The 18,800-nt window shown below is 67.4% G+C and carries 13 protein-coding genes; 6 read left to right on the forward strand and 7 right to left on the reverse strand.

Annotated elements, in window-relative coordinates; all coding sequences use genetic code 11:
• Window positions 1-16: 16 nt before the first annotated feature.
• Entirely contained in the window at window positions 17-874 is an 858-nt protein-coding gene (locus OXQ33_RS04440; protein ID WP_267433486.1) for an SMP-30/gluconolactonase/LRE family protein, read from the reverse strand.
• A gap of 75 nt (window positions 875-949) precedes the next feature.
• Between OXQ33_RS04440 and OXQ33_RS04445 the strand changes: the two genes are divergently transcribed.
• The 5 genes from OXQ33_RS04445 to OXQ33_RS04465 are packed head-to-tail and all read left to right on the forward strand — an operon-like array spanning window position 950 to window position 6,293.
• A complete protein-coding gene (locus OXQ33_RS04445) occupies window positions 950-1,942 on the forward strand; it encodes a substrate-binding domain-containing protein (RefSeq protein ID WP_267433487.1) in 993 nt (330 codons plus the stop codon).
• The gene (gene araG / locus OXQ33_RS04450) at window positions 1,939-3,459 is read left to right on the forward strand and encodes an L-arabinose ABC transporter ATP-binding protein AraG (RefSeq protein WP_267433488.1); all 1,521 of its coding nucleotides are present in this window, start codon (window positions 1,939-1,941) and stop codon (window positions 3,457-3,459) included. Before OXQ33_RS04445 ends, araG begins: the two co-directional genes overlap by 4 nt.
• Window positions 3,456-4,436: an L-arabinose ABC transporter permease AraH gene (araH, locus tag OXQ33_RS04455; protein WP_267433489.1), complete on the forward strand. Its 981-nt coding sequence runs from the start codon at window positions 3,456-3,458 to the stop codon at window positions 4,434-4,436. The genes araG and araH overlap by 4 nt, the downstream gene beginning before the upstream one ends.
• Before the next feature lies 1 nt (window position 4,437).
• Window positions 4,438-5,583, forward strand: a complete 1,146-nt coding sequence (gene dgoD / locus OXQ33_RS04460) for a galactonate dehydratase (protein WP_267433490.1) — start codon at window positions 4,438-4,440, stop codon at window positions 5,581-5,583.
• A complete protein-coding gene (locus OXQ33_RS04465; RefSeq protein ID WP_267433491.1) occupies window positions 5,577-6,293 on the forward strand; it encodes an SDR family oxidoreductase in 717 nt (238 codons plus the stop codon). Before dgoD ends, OXQ33_RS04465 begins: the two co-directional genes overlap by 7 nt.
• Here OXQ33_RS04465 and OXQ33_RS04470 read toward each other — a convergent pair.
• The 3 genes from OXQ33_RS04470 to OXQ33_RS04480 form a co-directional block, all read right to left on the reverse strand.
• Complete coding sequence (locus OXQ33_RS04470) at window positions 6,288-7,265, reverse strand: aldose epimerase family protein (protein ID WP_267433492.1); 978 nt, start codon at window positions 7,263-7,265, stop codon at window positions 6,288-6,290. The two genes, OXQ33_RS04465 and OXQ33_RS04470, sit on opposite strands and share 6 nt — an antisense overlap.
• Window positions 7,266-7,323: 58 nt before the next feature.
• A complete protein-coding gene (locus tag OXQ33_RS04475) occupies window positions 7,324-10,086 on the reverse strand; it encodes a TonB-dependent receptor (RefSeq protein ID WP_267433493.1) in 2,763 nt (920 codons plus the stop codon).
• A 121-nt stretch (window positions 10,087-10,207) separates the two neighbouring features.
• Complete coding sequence (locus OXQ33_RS04480) at window positions 10,208-12,400, reverse strand: alpha-galactosidase (protein ID WP_267433494.1); 2,193 nt, start codon at window positions 12,398-12,400, stop codon at window positions 10,208-10,210.
• A 170-nt stretch (window positions 12,401-12,570) separates the two neighbouring features.
• On the opposite strand from OXQ33_RS04480, the gene OXQ33_RS04485 reads away from it, so the two are divergent.
• The gene (locus OXQ33_RS04485; protein WP_267433495.1) at window positions 12,571-12,852 is read left to right on the forward strand and encodes a helix-turn-helix domain-containing protein; all 282 of its coding nucleotides are present in this window, start codon (window positions 12,571-12,573) and stop codon (window positions 12,850-12,852) included.
• Window positions 12,853-12,976: 124 nt separating this feature from the next.
• On the opposite strand, the gene OXQ33_RS04490 is transcribed toward OXQ33_RS04485, so the two are convergent.
• Genes OXQ33_RS04490 through OXQ33_RS04500 form a run of 3 tightly spaced genes read right to left on the reverse strand, consistent with a single transcriptional unit; the run spans window position 12,977 to window position 18,774 of the window.
• The gene (locus OXQ33_RS04490; protein WP_267433496.1) at window positions 12,977-14,383 is read right to left on the reverse strand and encodes an efflux transporter outer membrane subunit; all 1,407 of its coding nucleotides are present in this window, start codon (window positions 14,381-14,383) and stop codon (window positions 12,977-12,979) included.
• Window positions 14,373-15,569, reverse strand: a complete 1,197-nt coding sequence (locus OXQ33_RS04495) for an efflux RND transporter periplasmic adaptor subunit (RefSeq protein WP_267433497.1) — start codon at window positions 15,567-15,569, stop codon at window positions 14,373-14,375. The genes OXQ33_RS04490 and OXQ33_RS04495 overlap by 11 nt, the downstream gene beginning before the upstream one ends.
• A 10-nt stretch (window positions 15,570-15,579) precedes the next feature.
• Window positions 15,580-18,774, reverse strand: a complete 3,195-nt coding sequence (locus tag OXQ33_RS04500; RefSeq protein ID WP_267433498.1) for an efflux RND transporter permease subunit — start codon at window positions 18,772-18,774, stop codon at window positions 15,580-15,582.
• Window positions 18,775-18,800: the final 26 nt, after the last annotated feature.

Raw genomic sequence — 18,800 nt, forward strand, 5'->3', positions numbered from 1 at the left:
ATGCGCCAAGCGGGCTTTACCCGGCGAAGGCCGTGGCGGGACGGCCGCCGACGCCGACATCCAGCACGAACAGCGCACCGTCCGCTGGCGTCCCTGGCGACGTCATCGCCGCCGAGGTGACGTAAAGCCGATCGAGACCCGCCCCGCCGAATGTGCAACTGGTCACATTGGTCGCGGGCAGCGCCACCGTCTGCATCCGTCGCCCCTCAGGATCGAACCGGCTGATCGCGCCGCCACCCCAATGCGCGACCCATAGACAGTCCTGCGCATCGACGGTCATGCCGTCGGGATAGCCCCATGCCGGGTCGAAGGTGACGAACGGGAGACGCTCGGCAAGCGCGCCGTTATCGTCGACGGCGAAGCGATAGACGACGCGCCGTCCGCTATCGGCATGGTAGAGGACACGCCCGTCGAGCGAGAAGGCGGGGCCGTTGGCGACCCGATAGCCGTCGTCATGCCGCCTCGGTCGGCGATCCGCGCCCATCGCATAGAGTGCGCCGCTGTCGTCGAGATCGCGATCGTGCTTCGACCCGAACCATAGCCGTCCGGTCGCATCGACCTTCGCGTCGTTCAGCCGGTTGTGCGGCCGGTCCGGCTCGGGCGCGACCCAGAAGTCGATCGCGAGGCTGTCGGGGTCGAGCGCCGCGATCCCGCTGCGGAACCCGGCGAGCAGGCCGCCGCCCGCGCGTTCCACCACCCAGCCGATCGGTTCGGGCATCGCCCAGCGCTCGACCGCGCCGGTCGCCACCGTCAGCCGGTTGAGCGCCGGGGCGACGATATCGACCCACCAGAGGCTTTGGTCCGCCACCCGCCACAGCGGCCCTTCGCCCAATTGGTCGACGCCGTCGCGCGCCACGATCTCGAAATCGATCATCTTGACCCTTCCCCTTCAATAAATATGATATATAACGGGCGGCAGGATGCAAGCCGATAGGAGAGGGGCGGCACGATGATAAGCACGCGCAGGGCGATGCTGGGCACGCTGGCCGCCACGACGCTGGGCGGCATGCTGGGCGGTTGTTCTGCCGCAGCGGACGGTGTGCGGATCGGCTTCGTCGTGAAGATGCCGCAGGAACAATGGTTTCAGGACGAATGGCGCTTCGCCCGTACGGCGGCGCGTGATCTGGGCTTTTCGGTCATCGAGATCGGCGCGGAGGATGGCGATCGGCTGCTCTCTGCCTTGTGGACCCTCTATGCGCGTTATGCCGGGGGCCTGGTCATCTGCACCCCCGATCCCCGGCTGGGTCCCGCCATTGCGGGGTTCGCCGCGCGGACGGGGATGAAGCTGCTGTCGGTCGACGACCGGCTGATCGGCGCGGACGGGCGGCCGATCGAATCCGTGCCGCATGTCGGCATTTCGGCGACCGCGATCGGTGAGGTCGCAGGGCGTGCGGCGGCGGCGGAGGCGGGGCGGCGTGGCTGGTCCCCCGCGGCCACCGGCGTGTTGCGCATCGCCTATGACAGCCTGGATACCGGGCGCGAACGCACGGCGGGCGCGGTCGGCGCGTTGCGGGCGGCGGGTTTCGCGCGCGTGTTCGATGCGCCGCAACGGACCACCGACACCGAGGGGGCGTTCACTGCCGCCGCGCCGGTGCTGACCGCGCATGCCGATATCGACCATTGGATCATCCTAGGCCTCAATGACGAGACGGTCGTCGGCGGGGTGCGCGCCGCCGAAGGATTGCGCCTGTCGCCCGCCGCGTTGATCGGCATCGGTATCGGCGGATCGGAGGCGGCGATCGCGGAACTGGCCAAGCCCGTCCCGACCGGCTTCTTCGCCACCGTGCTGCTCAGCGCGCGGCGGCACGGATATGACACGGCGGCGGCGGTGGCGCGCTGGGTTCGCGACGGTCTGGCCCCTCCGCCGCTCACGCTGACCAGCGGCGTCCTGCTCGATCGCGGCAATTTCCGCCGCGTCCTGGCCGAGGAGGCGATGGCATGAGCGAACGGTTGCGCTTTGATCATGTCGGCAAGCGGTTTCCGGGCGTCGTCGCGCTCGACGACATCTCGTTCACCGTCGCGGCGGGCGAGGTGCGGGCGTTGATCGGCGAGAATGGCGCGGGCAAGTCGACGCTGCTGAAGATCCTGTCGGGCCAGTATCGCCCCGACGCCGGTACGCTGGCGGTCGATGGGCGGCCTTGTGCCTTTCACCGACCGCGCGATGCGCAGGATGCCGGGATCGCGATCATCCATCAGGAATTGCAGCTCGTGCCCGACCTGTCCGTCGCCGAGAATCTGATGCTTGGCACGCTGCCCGCACGGGGCGGCTGGGTCGACCACGCGGACCTGCACGCCCGCGCCGCTTCGGTGCTGGCCCGGCTGGGCGAGGAGATCGCGCCGGACACGCGGCTTGGCAGCCTGTCGATCGGCCAGCGGCAGATGGTCGAGATCGGCCGCGCGCTGCTTCGCGACGCCCGCATCATCGCGTTCGACGAGCCGACCAGTTCACTCAGCGCGCGGGAGACGGATCGGCTGATGGCAATCATCGGCGAATTGCGCGCGGGGGGCGCGGCGATCCTGTATGTCAGCCACCGGATGGAAGAGGTCTATGCCCTGGCCGACAGCGCCACGGTGCTGCGCGACGGTCGTCACGTGACCGATGTCTCGCCGATCGGCCCCAGCGACGCCGACCGGCTGATCGCCGCCATGGCCGGGCGAGAGATCGCCGACATCTATCACTATCGCCCCCGCGCAAGGGGACGCGAGGCACTGACGATCGACGGTATCACGGGGCCGGGGGTCCGCGCGCCGCTGTCGTTGCAGGTGTCGGAGGGAGAGATACTGGGCCTGTTCGGGCTGGTCGGGGCGGGGCGTTCCGAGCTGTTCCGGCTGGTCTACGGTGCGGCACGGCCGAGCGCGGGACGGGTGTTGCGCGACGGTGTTGCGCTGCCGTCCGGCGATCCGCGTGCGGCGATCGCGGCCGGCCTGGGCCTGTGCCCAGAGGATCGCAAGGACGCCGGGTTGATCCCGCTGGCCTCGGTGCGGGAGAATATCGCGATGGCTTGGCGTAACCTGCGGGGCGGTACGCCGTGGCTGCGGCGCCGTGCCGAACGTGATGGCGCGGCGGCGGTGATCGCCGACATGCGGGTCAAGACCGCCAGCGCCGAGACTCCCATCTCCCAATTGTCGGGCGGCAACCAGCAAAAGGCGGTGATCGGCCGCTGGCTGATGGCCGAAGCGCGCGTCCTGCTGCTCGACGAACCGACACGCGGTATCGATGTCGGCGCGCGCAGCGAAATCTACGACCGGCTGTACCGGTTCGCCGAAGCGGGCGGCAGCGTGCTGTTCGCCTCGTCCGACATGGCCGAAGTGCTGGGCGTCGCCGATCGCATCGCCGTGATGCGCGAAGGCATGCTGGCCGCCGTCATCCCCCGCGAACAGGCGAATGCCGAGACGTTGCTGCGGCTCGCGCTGCCCGAACCCACAACTTCATCTGTCAGGGAGCCGATGCCGGTATGACGCCTTCCTCGATCCTTTCGCGCGCGGGGCCGCTGCTGCTGCTCGTCCTACTGCTCGCCGCGCTCGGCCTGTTCGTTCCCGACTTCCTGTCGGTACGCAATACGCAGGGCCTGTTATTGTCGGTCACGCTGGTCGGCACCATCGCCGCGACGATGATGCTCGTGCTGGCGATGCGCGAAGTCGACCTGTCGGTCGGCTCGACGGTCGCCTTTTCAGGCGTGCTGGCGGCGGTGACGATGGGCGCGACCGGCAGCGTGACGCTGGGCGTGCTGGCGGGGCTGGGCGGCGGTCTGGCGGTCGGGCTGGTGAACGGCGTGCTGATCGCCGGTTTCCAGGTCAATTCCCTGATCGTCACGCTGGCGACGATGGAAATGGTGCGCGGCCTCGCCTTCCTCACCTCGGGTGGACAGAGCGTCGCCATCCCGCTCCAGCGCTTCTACACGCTGGGGTCGGGCGGGATGCTGGGCATCGGCTGGCCGATCTGGATCATGGTGGCCGGGTTCGCGGTGTTCGGCGTCGTGCTCAACCGCACGGCGTTCGGGCGCAACATCCTGGCGATCGGTGGCAATGCGGAGGCCGCGCGGCTGGCGGGGGTGCCGATCACGCGGGTGCGGATCATCGTGTTCGCGTTGCAGGGGCTGATGGCGGCGCTGGCCGGTATCATCCTGGCCGCGCGCATCACCAGCGGCCAGCCCAATACCAGCATCGGATTGGAGCTGGCGGTGATCTCGGCCTGTGTGCTGGGCGGCGTCTCGCTGTCCGGCGGGGTCGCGACCATCGGCGGGGTGATGATCGGCGTCCTGATCATGGGCGCGGCGCAGAATGCGCTGAACCTGCTGAACATCCCCACCTTCTACCAATATGTCGTGCGCGGCGGCATCCTGCTGATCGCGGTCATCGCCGACCGGCTGCGCCAGACGGGGCGCCTGCCGCGCCTGCCGCTGACGCGCGCCGCCCCCGAACGGAGCATTCGCTGACATGGCCCGCATCGCCAGGATCGAACATTTTCTCGTGCCGCCGCGCTGGTTATTCGTGCGGATCGAGTGCGACGACGGCAGCGTCGGCTGGGGCGAGGCCAGTCTGGAGGGCCATGCGGAGGCGGTGGCGGGGGCGCTCGACGCCGCGCGCGACCGGCTGATCGGCCATGACGCCGACCGGATCGAGGATGCGTGGCAGATGCTCTATCGCCTCGGCTTCTATCGCGGTGGCCCGGTGCTGATGTCGGCGATTTCCGGCATCGACATGGCCTTGTGGGACCTGCGTGGGCGGGCGCTGGGCGTGCCGGTCCACGACTTGCTGGGTGGCCGGGTGCGCGACAGCATCCGCGTCTATGCCTGGATCGGCGGCGACCGGCCGAGCGACGTCGCCGCCGCCGCGCTCGACCGCAAGGCGCAAGGGTTCGACGCGATCAAGATGAACGGGTCGGAGGAGATGGAATGGCTGGCCAGCCCCAGTGCGGTCGATGCCGCCGTCGAACGGCTGGCGATGGTGCGCGAGACCGGGATGGACGTGGGCATCGATTTCCACGGCCGGGTCCATAAACCGGTCGCGCGGCGGCTGGTGGAGGCGCTGGCCCCGCTCGGCCCGCTATTCGTCGAGGAGGTGCTGCTGGGCGAACATCCCGAAGCGCTGGCGCAGATCGCGGCCCAGTCCACGGTGCCGCTGGCGATGGGCGAGCGGCTTTATTCTCGCTGGGATTTCAAACCCTTTTTCGAGCGCGCGGTCATCGACGTGGCGCAGCCCGATCTGGCCCATGCCGGTGGCATTTCGGAGGGGCGCCGAATCGCCGCCATGGCCGAGGCCTATGACGTGGCGCTCGCCCCGCATTGTCCGCTGGGGCCGCTGGCGTTGGCGGCCTGTTTCCAAGTCGCGGCGACGACGCCCAACTTCGTGATCCAGGAAATCTCGCTGGGCATCCATTACAACCAGGCCGATGCCGATCTGCTGACCTATCTGACCGATCCGGAGGTGCTGGCCGTGCGCAATGGCCGCGTCGCCGTGCCGAGCGGACCGGGACTGGGGGTGACGATCGACGAGGCGCGGGTGCGTGACGCGGCGCGGGTTCCGCATCGCTGGCGCAATCCGGTGTGGCGCGGCACCGATGGGAGTCTACGCGAATGGTGACGGGGTTCGATGGCAGGGTGGCGATCGTCACCGGTGCGGGCGGCGGCATCGGCGGGGCGATCGCCGCCGCGCTGGCGGACGCGGGGGCGGCGGTCGCGATGGTCGACCGCACTGCCGATGCACTGCGCCACGACGACCGGCACCTGGCGATCGGGTGCGACATCGCCGATCCGGGTGCTGTCGACCGCGCCGTGGCGGCGACACTCAACCGGTTCTGGCGGTTCGACATATTGGTCAACGTCGCCGGGATCATGATCTACAAGCCGATCGCGGAACAGGACGCCGCCGACTGGCAGCGCTTGCTGGCGGTCAACCTGATCGCGCCGGCGCTGTTCACCGGCCATGCGCTGCGCCACATGGCCCCGGGCGGGGCGATCGTGAACGTGGCGTCGATCCATGCCCATCGCACCTCCGCCGAAGTCGCTTCCTATGCCGCATCCAAGGCCGCGCTGGTCAGCCTCACGCGATCGACCGCGATCGAGGGGGCGGCGCGCGGCATCCGCTGCAACGCGATCCTGCCCGGCGCGATCGACACCCCGTTGCTGCGCGCCAGCCCGAACATTGCGGCGGGGATCGAGGTGATCGATCCCGCCGATATCGGCACACCGGCGGATATCGCCTCGCTCGCGCTGTTCCTCGCCTCGGATGGGGCGCGCTTCGTGTCCGGCGCGGAACTGGTCGCCGATGGGGGCAGGATGGGGCGGTTATGACGCCGGGGTCACGCCGAAGCGCCATTCGGTAATCGCCTGCCAGCGATCGCCGGGATCGAGGCGGCTGGACGGAAATCGCGGGTGGTGGACCGCGTCCGGCCAGCCCTGCGCCTCCAGGCACAGCCCTGCATGCGCGGCGAACGCGCCTGTCAGGGCGTATCCGTCGTAGAATTGCAGCCCCGGCCGGTCGGTCGCGATCGTCAGGCTCCGGCCGCTGGCGGGATGGTCGAGCCAGGCGACCTCGCGCAGGCCGTGCCCGGTCAGGCAGTAATTGTGATTGTATCCGGGATGGACGTCCCGACCGATCGGCCGCGAGGTCCGAAAGTCGAAGGGCGTACCGCCGACGCGCTGGCGCTCCCCGGTCGGCAGCGCAGCCTCGTCGATCGACAGGATATGGTCGGCGGCGATGCGCAGGCGGTGATCGTGGATCGTTGTCGCCGGATCGCCCGACAGGTTGAAATAGGGATGGCTGACCAGATTGACGTGTGTCGGACGGTCGGTCGTCGCCCGATACTCGACCCGCAACCGGTCCGGCGCGGGGAGCAGGAAGGTGGCGGTGACATGCAGCGCGCCGGGCCAGCCCGCATCGCCATCCGGGCTGTGATGCGTCAGGACCAGGCGCGTCGCCTCCGCCCGTTCCACCCGCCAGATCACCCGGTGAAAGCCGGGTATGCCGCCATGGAGATGGTTGGAACCGTCATTCGCCACCAACCGGACGATCCCGCCGTCCAGCGGGAAACTCGCGCCCGCGATCCGATTGGCATAGCGCCCGCACGTCGCCCCCATATAGGCATCGGGCCCCGACGCCCCGGCGGCGGGATAGTCCCGCACCCGCGCATGGCCGAGCAGGACGTTCGCATGGCGGCCATGCCGGTCCGGCGCTTCGATCGCCATCAGCGTCGCGCCCAAATTGGTCAGCGTGACGCGGATACCGCCATCGCGGTGCAGGATGAAGCTATCGATCGCGGGCATGATCGGTCCGAAGAAAGAGGGGAGGGCAGTGCGCCATGGCTCCGCCCTCCCTATCCGATCAGAAGTTGAACCGCATGCCCGCGCCGATGCGGCGGCCTTGCGTCGATACGGTGATCCGCCGCTCCTCGAACCGCGAATAATCCTGGTAGCGGTTGTCGGTCAGGTTCAGCACCTCGGCAAAGACCGAAATCGAGTCGTTCAGCTTGGCCGAGGCCGACAGGTCGATCTGGTCATAGGCGAAGACCTGGGTCGGCTGGCTCTGCGCCCCGAACGTCGCCGCCAGGAAGGGCGCGCGCCAGTTATACGCGCCGCGGATCGAAAAGCCGTCCTTTTCATAGAACAGCACGAGGTTGGCGGTATCCGACAGCCCCTCGACGTTGAACGTCTGATTGCTCAGCGTCGGATCGAACCGGATCGAACTGCGCACCAGCGTGTAATTGGCCGATGCGCCGAACCCGTCGAACGGCGCGGGCAGGAAGTCGAACACGGTCTGCACCGCCGCTTCCACCCCGTACACATCGCCGTTCTGCGCATTGAACGGTCGGTTGGCGAGGAAGCGTTCGCCGAAATACACCTCTTCGCGCTGGGCGGAGATGATGAAGTTCTGCAGCTTCTTGTAGAATGCCGCGATGCTCGCATAGCTGGTCCGGCTGAAATAATAGTCGGCCGACGCATCCACGTTCCACGCCAGGAACGGCAGCAGATAGGGGTTGCCGCCGCTGACCGAGCTGGAATCGGGCGGGCGGAAGTTGAAGGACTGCGACAGCCCCAACCGGCTGAGCGTCGGGCGGGTCATCGTCCGCGAGCCCGCGAGGCGGAAGGTCAACTGATCGGTCGCGTCGAAGCGGAAATTCAGCGACGGCAGCACATAGGTATAGTTGTTGCGCGCATCGACCGGGATGTTCGGGCTATAGACCGGTTGCGCCGCCGTCGGGTCCGCCGGGTTCTTGATGACGTTGAGCAGCGTGACCGAATAGCCGGTGGCATAGAGATCGGTGTGGATCAGCCGCGCACCCGCCATCGCGGTCCAGCGGCCGCCGCCCATGTCACCCGCGAAGGCCGCCTGGACATAGCCCGCATAGGTGTTCTCGCGGACGGTACCCGATCCGCGTTCGAGGTCGATTGGATCCAGGCTGTTGTTGTTCCCGGCGAACACCGCGCGGAACCGGTTGCGCGCGTCGATCGCCGATTGCGACGATCCGCCGACCTGGTTGGCGGCCTCGGCCGATCCCCAATAGCGGACCAGCGCGTCGCGATCATAGTTCAGCCAGGTCAGGTTGCGGCCCAGCACATTGGCGTTGAAATCGGTGAACAGCGACGACGGCGCCAGCGCCTGATAGCCGCAATAGAAGCAGCCGAGCGGTTCCGGCGATTCGCGCGCGACGGTGATCTTCTTGCGGTTGGTGAACAGCAGCCCCGCCTGGATTTTGTCGAGAAAGCCGTTGCGGTCCCAGGTCAGGTCGACCGCGCCCTGATTCACCGTATCGCCGTTGCGCCCGCCGCGTTCCGAACAGCAATGCAGCCGCACCGCCGAATTGTCGTTGGTCGGCAGGATGTTGGTCATCGTCGGCAGGCCGTCCGGCCCGTTCAGCACGAAGGTCGGCGTCACGCCGGTCTGGCGCACGCCCACCACATAGAACAACTGGTCCGATGCGTTGCGCGAATTGGAATGCGCCGCGTCGAAATCGATGGAGAGCGTGTCGGTCGGCTTCCACTTGATCCGCGCGCCGATCTGGTAGGTGCGGGCATCCTGCGGCGCGGTCGACACGATATGGTCGGCGGCCAGCCCCGCGGTGGCGGTCGCGGGCAGCACCGTGAACTGGGTGGCGGTGCCGTTCGCATTGATCGTCGCCGACGTGATCCGCGCCGGATCGACATAATAGCCGAGCTGGTTGGTCCGGCTGTCGGCCTTTTGCTGGGTATAGAGCGCGTCCAGCTCGAAGCGCACCTTGTCCGAGATCACATAATCCAGTGCGAAGGTGCCGCCGATGCGTTCGCGGCTCGTCTCGCTGGCGGTGAAGTTCAATGTGCGCGGCAGCGCCACCCCGGTCCTCTCGCGCACGCCGTCGCCATCGGTATCGACCCGCTGGTTGACGATCCACCCATCGGTCGAGATGTTGCGCAGCGCGAAACGGCGCTTGTCGTAGATCACGCTGGCGAGCACGCCGAAGGTGCGGTCGGCGTTGCTATGGCTGATGACGCCCGACACGACCGGGGTGATGGTGTCCGATGTGTTGTCGTGCCGTCCCTGGACGCTGCCCGAAAAGCGCAGACCGGCGCGGTCGGTCGGGCGCGCGGTGCGCAGGATGACCGTCGAGCCGATGCCGCCTTCCTGGAACCGCGCTTCGGACGATTTATAGACCTCGGCCCCGGTGATGAGTTCGGACGACAGGATGTCGAACGAGAAGGAGCGCCCGCCCGCATCGGTCGACAGCAGCCGGTTGTTGAGCAGGACCGTATTGAATTCCGGCCCCAGACCGCGAACCGTGATCCCACGGCCTTCGCCATTGGCGCGGCTGATCGCGACACCGGTGATGCGTTGCAGCGACTCGGCGATGTTGGCGTCGGGAAAGTCGCCGATATCCTTGGCCGAAATGCCGTCGACCACGCCGATCGTCTCGCGCTTCACCTCCAGCGCATTGGCCAGGCTGGCGCGGATGCCGGTGACGACGATTTCATCACCTTCCCGGAGGGGATCGTCTTCGGTCGTCCGGCTGGGCGCGGCCGGGGCGTCCTGTGCCAGCGCAGGCACCGTTCCGGCCAGCAGCAGCAGCGACGCTCCCGACAGCAGCAAGGCCGCATTATGACGAAATTTCCGCATGACGATCCCCCCATTTTGTTGTGACTGACCCACAATAAATATTACTTTAAAACGGGTGTCCAGCATTTTTTCGGGTTTAATTGCAGGCAAGCGGATATTTTGTATTACTTATTGCGATGCGTCATTGCCGCGTCAGGATCACGCCGACCCCCTGGAAGTCGCCTCGCAGCGTGACGTCCAATCCGTGCCGCATCCAATAGCCGCCGCTGGCGACGGGCGGAACGGTGGCGGGCAGTTTCTGTCCGTCCATCGACTCGATCCGATATTGCGCATCGGGGTCGAGCCCGGTGAGCGCGATGGCGGGCATCACGTCCAGCTTGTGGGTATTGGCGACCAGCGTGAACAACGCCGCCTGCTTGCGATCGGCGGACACATAGAGGTTGGTCCAGCGCGGATCGGCATCGTCGGGGCGATTCAGCCGGTACAGGTCGCCCTGCTGCACCGTCTCGCGGATGCGCTTGTACGCCGCGACATAGGCACGGGCGATGGTGAAGTCGATCTCCTGCCATTTGTTCAGGTTGGTGCCGATCCCCAGTCCGCCCTGCATCGCCGACAGGAACCGGAACGCCAGCGTCGTCTGGCGATGGTTGACCCAGTGCGGGCTGTCGGTCACCCACGCCATCATCGTCGCGGGCGCATAGGCCTGGGTATAGCCGTCCTGGATCTCCATCCGGTCGAGCGGGTCGGTATTGTCCGATGGCCACATCTGATCGGTGCGCGCCATGATCCCCATGTCGACCCGGCCGCCGCCGCCCGAGCAGCTTTCGATCTCCACGCGCGGATGCCGTTTGCGCAGCTCGTCGAGGATCCAATAGAGGTTGCGGACATAGGCGACATAGATCGCCTGCTGGTCGGCGACATCGGCGTCGGGCCAGCCGGGTTCGGACCAGTTGCGGTTATAGTCCCATTTGAGGAACGCGATGTCGTTGGTCTTCAGCAGGCCGTCGAGCGTCGCCAGTACATAGTCGCGCACATCGGTCCGCGCGAGGTTGAGGACCAGTTGGTTGCGCCCCTCGCTGCGTGGACGCCCCTTGAACTGCATCACCCAGTCGGGATGGGCACGGTAGAGGTCGCTGTCGGCGTTGATCATCTCCGGTTCGACCCACAGGCCGAAATCCATGCCCAGCGCCTTGACCCGGTCGATCAGCGGCGTCAGTCCGTTGGGGAATTTGGTGCGGTTGACGCTCCAGTCGCCCAGGCCCGCTCGGTCGTTGTTGCGTCCGCCGAACCAGCCGTCATCCATCACGAATCGCTCCACGCCCAGCGTCGCGGCGCGTTCGGCCAGCGCCATCTGTCCCGCCTCGTTGACGTCGAACTCGGTCGCTTCCCAGCTATTGTAGAGGACCTTGCGCAAGGGCAGGCGGCCGCCGCGCCCTGGCAGCACCTGCTCGCGCTGGAACCGGTGGAAGATCCGGCTGGCGCCCCCCTTGCCGGCGTCGGAAAAGCCGACATAGAAGATCGGCGTTTCCAGCTTCCCGCCCGGTTGCAGGCGATAGGCGAAGTCGAACGGGTTGTAGCCGCCGACGATGCGGATGCGGCCGGTCACATCCTGGTTGAAATTCAGCCGCCACGATCCGCTCCAGGCCAGCGCGCCGATCCAGGCCGGGCCCTTGGCTTCGTCAGTGCCGTTGCGGGTCACCATGAACCACGGGTTGTTCTCGCTTCCGGTCGATCCGCGACGGCTCTCCAGCACGGTGGCGCCCGGCGTGATCGCGCGTTCGCGCATCGTCCACTCGGCCGCCCAGCGCCCGGTGGAGAAATGCAGCTTGTAATCATAGGCGACCGGCAGCGTCAGTCCGGCGGCGGCCACCTGATCGAGCCGGACGTCCGTGGTGCCGCGATTCTCGATGACCGCCGAACGCGCGATGACGCCGGTGCCGCGATCGATCCGGTATGTCAGGGTGACGAACAGCGGCCGGTCCAGATCGCTCAGCGTCACATGCACGGCATCGCCGTCCATCCGGTGGCTGCGGTAGTAGAGGACCAGATCGCGATTGCCGTCGGGATAGGCGACCTTCAGCGCGGGTTCGGCATAGAGCCCGCCGCCCTGACCGGCATATTCCTGCGGCACGACATTGGCGGCGATGTCGAATCCGCTCAGCCCCGACAGTTCGGGAGCGCTCAAGGGTACGCGATCGGGCAGGCGCCGGCCCCAATAGACCGACTGCAATATGCCCTGTGCATTGACCTTGAACGCATAGGTCACATCGCCGCCATCGAGCCGGAACATACGTGCCGCGCCATCATAGCTGGCCTGTGCGAGCGCAGGAACCGGTGCCGTACCCAGCAAAAGCAGAGCCGCTATTTTACCCATCGCTCGCATATTCTCTCCTTCATATCCAACAGCGGCCAGGCGGACGCGCATCGGATTTAATATCATATTTATTTGGGGCGCAAACAGTATCTCGGCCAGCGTCTATGACGACGCGCCCTCGCGATCAGAGGCGCAGCGCGGCGGAACAGTGCATAAAGGTGCATGCGCACATGATCGCCCATATGCTGCTTCGCATGCTCGATCAGCCGGATCGCTTCATGGACCATCAGGCCTTGGCCCAGGCCGCACGTGTGGGGACGCACACCCCGACGGTGCGTGTCGTCAAAGTCTATATATGCAACATCCGCGCTGGTCTTGCCGAGCACGGGATCGAGAATGCGATCGAAACCGGTTGGAAAAGCTATGCGATCACGAGTGCGAAAGCGAAGGCGATTCTTGATTTCCTGCATCAGTTGAAAGACGCGGCGGCGGATCAGCCGGAGAAGTCATGATGGTCGCTTCGGGGCGCTGATAATGGTTCATCGCTCCCGATCAAAACCCGGTTGCGAAACGATCTTCAATGATCGCGAAGGTCGAGTAAGTCTTTGCCCATAAGGCGCTAATTCGCCCGCGATGTCAGGTCGCGGGTGATCCGCCGAATGCCTTCACCAGGGCGATGCTGGCGCGCATCCGGTCGGTTTCGACGCCGATCAGGGTGCGCTGCGCATCGAGCGCGGCGGTTTGGGCGGTGACGACCTCCAGATAGTCGGAGGCGCCGTCGCGATAGCGGGTGAGCGCGAGATCGCTGGTCCGGGCCGCCGCCTGCGCCGCGTCGCGCTGGTCGACCGCCTGTGCGGCAAGATAACGGTTGGCGGCCAGCGCATCCTCGGCCTGACGAAAGGCGGTGAGGACGGTCGCGCGGTAACCGGCGGCCAGTTCGTCATATTGCGCGCGCGACAGGCGCACCTGGGCGTGACGCCGCCCGCCATCGAACAGCGTCAACAGGCTGGCGATCGGCCCCAGGCCCCAGAAGCTGTTCGGCGCGGTCAGCAGCGATCCGTTGCCACTCTGCCACCCGCCCGACAGCCCGAGCGTCAGCGAGGGGAAGAAGGCGGCACGCGCCACGCCGATCCGCGCATTGGCGGCATAGAGACGGCGCTCGGCGGCCGCGATGTCCGGGCGGCGCTGGAGCAGTTCGGATGGCGTACCGGCGGGGACCGGGGGCACGCGCTGCGGCTGGACGAGAGGTGCGATGGTGAAGTCGGACGCGGTCGCGCCGACCAGTGCCGCGATCTCATGCTCGGTGGCGGCGCGCGCATTGGCGACGGCCGAAATCTGCGCCCGTGCCGTGGCCAGCACGGTGCGCGCGCGATTGACGTCGATGCCGGAGACGATGCCGCCGTCATGGCGCGTCACCGTCAGGTCATAGGCGCGGCCGAACGCTTCGGCCGAGCGGTGCAGCAGATCGGCCTGCGCATCCAGCCCGCGCAACCGGGCATAGGCGTCCGCCACCGCCGCCTGCAGGCTGAGCCGCGCCGAGGCGAGGTCGGCGCCGCTTGCCGAGGCTTCCGCGCGCGACGCCTTCACGCTGTTGCGAATACGCCCCCACAGATCAACCTCATAGCTGAGCGAGCCGCCGAGCACGACATTGTCATAGGTGACGGCGCTGCCCTGGCTGAGCGGGCGATCGGCCGACACGCGCTGGCGGCCCGCCTGTCCGCTCGCCGCGATCTGCGGGAACAGTCCCGACTGGTCGATCCGCGCCACCGCCTGCGCCGCGTCGTATCGGGCGAGCGCTTCGGCCAGGGTCGGGCTGGCGCGTTCGGCGCGGTCTTCCAAGTCGTTCAGCACCGGATCGCCGAACGCGTTCCACCAGGGCCCGCGCGGCTGGCTGTCGAGCGGCGTGGCGGCGGTCCAGCCGGAGGGCGTCGCCGCTTCCTTGAAGGCGGGCGGCACCGCGCTGGCTGGCGGGCGATAGGTGGGCGCCAGTGAGCATCCGGCCAGACCGAGCGCGACAAGCGCCGCAAAGGGTTCAGCCCGCATGACCGCTCTTTCCGTCCGGTGCGGCGGCGGATTGGACGCGGACCTGATCGCCGCTGTGGATCGCATCGGGGGGCGAGTCGACCACCATGTCATCCGCCGCCAGCCCCCTGGAGATGACGACTGTCCTGCCCGCGTCGCTGGCGATCGTCACCGGCTTCACCCTGACGTGCCCGCCGCGATCGACGACCGCGACGCTCGGCCCGTCATTGCCATAGAGGATCGCGCTGCCGGGCAGGGTCAGGCCGTTGCCGCCGCCCGTGCCGACATGAAAGGCGACCTGGGCATAAGCACCCGGCTTCAGCGCGCCGTCGGGATTGGCGGCCCTCAACTCGACCAGCACCGCGCCGGACTGGGCATCGACCGCCTGGGCGCTTCGCACCAGCGTTGCGGGGAAGCTGCGCTGTGGATATTCGGGCACGGTCAGCGTTGCCGCCATGCCGGGATGGACCTGCGCCGAATAGCCCTGGGGCACGCGGACATAGATGCGCATCCGTCCTATGTCGGAAATGGTGAACAGCGGCTGCGCGGCGGCGTTGCCCGCGATGACGAGCTGTCCGATCTGCGCGGCGCGGCTGGTGACGACGCCCGCGAACGGCGCATGCAGGCGGGTGAAGCCCTGGAGGGCCTGCAACCGGCGGACATTGGCGAGCGAGGCATTGGCCAGCGCCGACTTGGCGGCGAGGTCGCCCGATTTCTCGTCCGCCTCCTGCCGCGATACCGCATCCTTGGCGAGCATCGTGCTCCAGCGCTTCGCGGTCGAGGCGGCGAGATTGCGGTTGGCGAGCGCGGTCTGGTAATCGGCCTGCGCCTGGGCGAGCTGTTGGTCCACCTCCGGCGCGTCGAGGATGGCGAGCGTCTGGCCGGTCCGCACATGGTCGCCGATATCGGCCAGCCAGCGCCGGACATAGCCGTTGGTGCGGGCATAGATGGCGGCGCTGTTGAACGCCTGCACGTTGCCGGGCAGGACCAGCGCGCCGCCGTCGCCGCCCGCCTTGGGCCGGACGACCGCGACGCTGGGTAGCGCGGTGTCGGCGGCGGTCCGGTCGAGCGCATGGTTGGCGTTCATCCGGCTCGCGGTGCCGAACGCCACGACGGCGATGGCGATCGCGGCCGCACCGATGCCCAGCTTCTTCATGGTGCCGGGGCTGGGAGCCGCCGCCTCCGCTTGGGCGGAAAGCGACTTCATATCGGGCTGGTCAGACATGGCTGGGCTGCATTTCCACGGAAGGGGACGGGGCCACGGCGCGCTTGCGGTGGACGAACGCGAAGACGATGGGAACGAAGAACAGGGTGGCGATGGTCGCGCAGATCAGGCCGCCGATCACCGCACGGCCGAGCGGCGCATTCTGCTCGCCGCCGTCGCCCAGCCCCAGCGCCATCGGCGCCATGCCGATGATCATGGCGAGCGCGGTCATCAGCACCGGGCGGAAACGGACCAAGCCCGCCTGGAGCGCCGCCTGGGTCGCATCGCCCAACTCGGCCAGTTGTTCGCGCGCGAAGCTGACCACCAGGATCGAGTTGGCCGTCGCCACGCCCATGCACAGGATCGCGCCGGTCAGCGCGGGGACCGACAGGGTGGTACCGGTGGTGAACAGCATCCACACGATCCCGGCCAGCGCGGCGGGCAGTGCGGTGATGATGACGAACGGGTCGAGCCAGCTCTGGAAATTGACGACGATCAGCAGATAGATCAGCACGATCGCGCCGAGCAGTCCGAAGCCTAGCCCGGCAAAGGCGGTATTCATCGTCGCATATTGGCCGCGAATGGTGACGCTGCTGCCCTTGGGCAGTTGTGCCGAAAGCGAGGCCACCACCCGTTGCACGTCGCCGGTCACCGCGCCCAGATCGCGCCCCTGTGTCGCCGCATAGATGTCGAGCACCGGCTGGATATTATAGTGCGATACCACCGGCAGCGTGCTGGAGCGGCGGATGGTGGCGACGCCGCCGAGCGGCTGGGGCGTGCCCGCGACCGCGCCGGAGACGGGGACGTTGGCCAGATCGCTTATCGATCCGACCAGATATTCGGGCGCCTGCGCGACGACCGGATAGGATACGCCCGACTTCGGATCGACGAAGAACACCGGCGCGGACTGCGAGGTGCCCGCGAGCGAGCTGGACAGGCTGGTCGTCACGTCGCGCTCGGTCAGGCCATATTGGCCGATGCGAGAGCGATCGACATCGACGTTGAGTTGCGGCGAGCGACCCGGCTGCTGGATGCGCGCATCGGCAAGGCCGGGTATGGCCGCCACCTTGGCGAGCAGCTTCTGCGCATAGGCGCGGTTCGCCTCCATGTTCTTGCCGGTGATTTGGATATCGATCGGGGCGGGCGCGCCGAAATTCAGGATCTGGCTGGTGATGTCGGCGGGCAGGAAGGCGAAGCTGGTGCCGGGGAAACGGCGCGGCAGTTCGCGGCGCAGCATCGCCACGATCTCCTCGGTCGGGCGATGCTTCTCCGCGAGCGTGATCAGGATGTCGCCATCCTGCGGCCCGATCGTGCCGCTGTTGTTGTAGACCGTGTTGATCGAGCTGACCGGCAGGCCGATATTGTCCGCGACCGAGGCGATCTGCCCGGCGGGCGCGAGCTGGCGCACGGCCTGCGTGATCTCCTGGAAGCGCGCGGCGGTATCCTCGATCCGGGCGCCGACCGGCACGCGGACATGCATGGCGATCTGGCCCGAATCGACATTGGGGAAGAAATTCCGGCCGAGCATCGGCACCAGCGCGAAGGACAGCAGCACGACCGCCAGGAAGCCCAGCAGGAAGGGCTTGCGCGCGCTCAGCGCCCGCTGGAGCAGCCCGGCATAGCCCATCCGGATCCGCTCGAACCGCGCCTCGAACCCGCGTTGAAAGCGGACCAGCGGATTGCGCGAGTTGGGCGTGCCCGCCAGATGCTCGTCCTCGCCCGGCGCATGCGGCTTCAGCAGATACATGGCGAGCGTCGGCACCAGCGTGCGCGACAGGATGAAGGACGCGATCATCGCGAACACGACCGACAATGCCATCGGCACGAATAGGAACCCGGCGACGCCGGGAAGGAAGAACATCGGCACGAACACGATGCAGATGCACAACAGGGAGACGAAGGCGGGCGTGACGATCTGCGCCGCCCCGTCCAGGATCGCCTCCATCACCCCCTTGCCCTGTTCGAGGTGCCAGTTGATGTTCTCGATCGTCACCGTCGCGTCGTCGACCAGGATGCCGACCGCGAGCGCCAGCCCGCCCAGCGTCATGACGTTCAGCGTCTGGCCGAAGGCGGCGAGCGCGGCGACGGCGGCCAGCACGGCGAGCGGGATCGACAGCGCGATGATGACGGTCGAGCGCCACGAGCCGAGGAACAACAGGATCATCAGGCTGGTCAGCGCGGCGGCGATCGCGCCTTCCTGAACCACGCCGACCACCGCGCCCTTCACGAACAGCGACTGGTCGCCGATCGGCAGGACCTTCAGCGTATCGGGCAGGGTGGCGGCGATGGCGGGCAGCTTGTCCTTTACGCCCTGCACGATCGCGAGCGTCGAGGTCGCGCCGTTCTTCAGCACGGTCAGCAGCACCGAGCGGCTGCCCTCGACATGGACGACATTCTGCTGCGGCCCGCTGCCGTCGCGGACATGGGCGACGTCGCGCATATAGATGGTGGCGCCGTTCACCACCTTTACCGGCAGGTCGTTGAGCGCGTCGATCGTGTCGGGTGCATTGTTCAGGCGGACGCTATACTGGGTCGGCCCGATCTTGACGAAGCCCGCCGGGTTGATCTGGTTCTGCGCGGCGATGGCGTTGCCGACATCCTGCGCGGACAGCCCCTTGGACTGGAGCGCCAGCGGGTCGATGTCGATCTGCACCTGCCGCTGCCTGCCGCCGGAGGGATAGGGCATGGCGAGGCCCGGCACCGTCACCAGGGGCGGGCGGATCTGGTTTTGGCCCAGGTCGAACAATTGCTGTTCGGACAACCCCTTGCCCGACAGCGCGAGTTGCAGGATCGGCACGGTAGAGGCGGAATAGTTGAGGATCAGCGGCGGCGTGGTGCCCGGCGGCAACTGTCGCAGGATGGTCTGCGAGACCGAGGTCACCTGCGCGGTCGCGGTGCGGATGTCGGCGCCCGGCTGAAAATAGATCTTCACCACGCCGACGCCCTGAAGCGACTGGCTTTCGACATGTTCGATATCGTTGACCGTGGTGGTCAGCACCCGCTCATAGGGGGTGACGATCCGGTCCGCCATGTCCTTGGGCGGCAGGCCCGAATAGGTCCAGGCGACCGCGATCACCGGAATGCGGATATTGGGAAAGATGTCGACCGGCGTGCGCACCGCCGCCATCACGCCGACGATCGCGATCAGGATCGCCATGACGATGAAGGTCAGCGGCCTGTGCAGCGCGACCTTGACGATACCGATCATCCACGTCCCCTCATCCGACCCGTCGG

The sequence above is a fragment of the Sphingomonas sp. GM_Shp_1 genome, from assembly GCF_026540895.1.
GTDB lineage: Bacteria > Pseudomonadota > Alphaproteobacteria > Sphingomonadales > Sphingomonadaceae > Sphingomonas.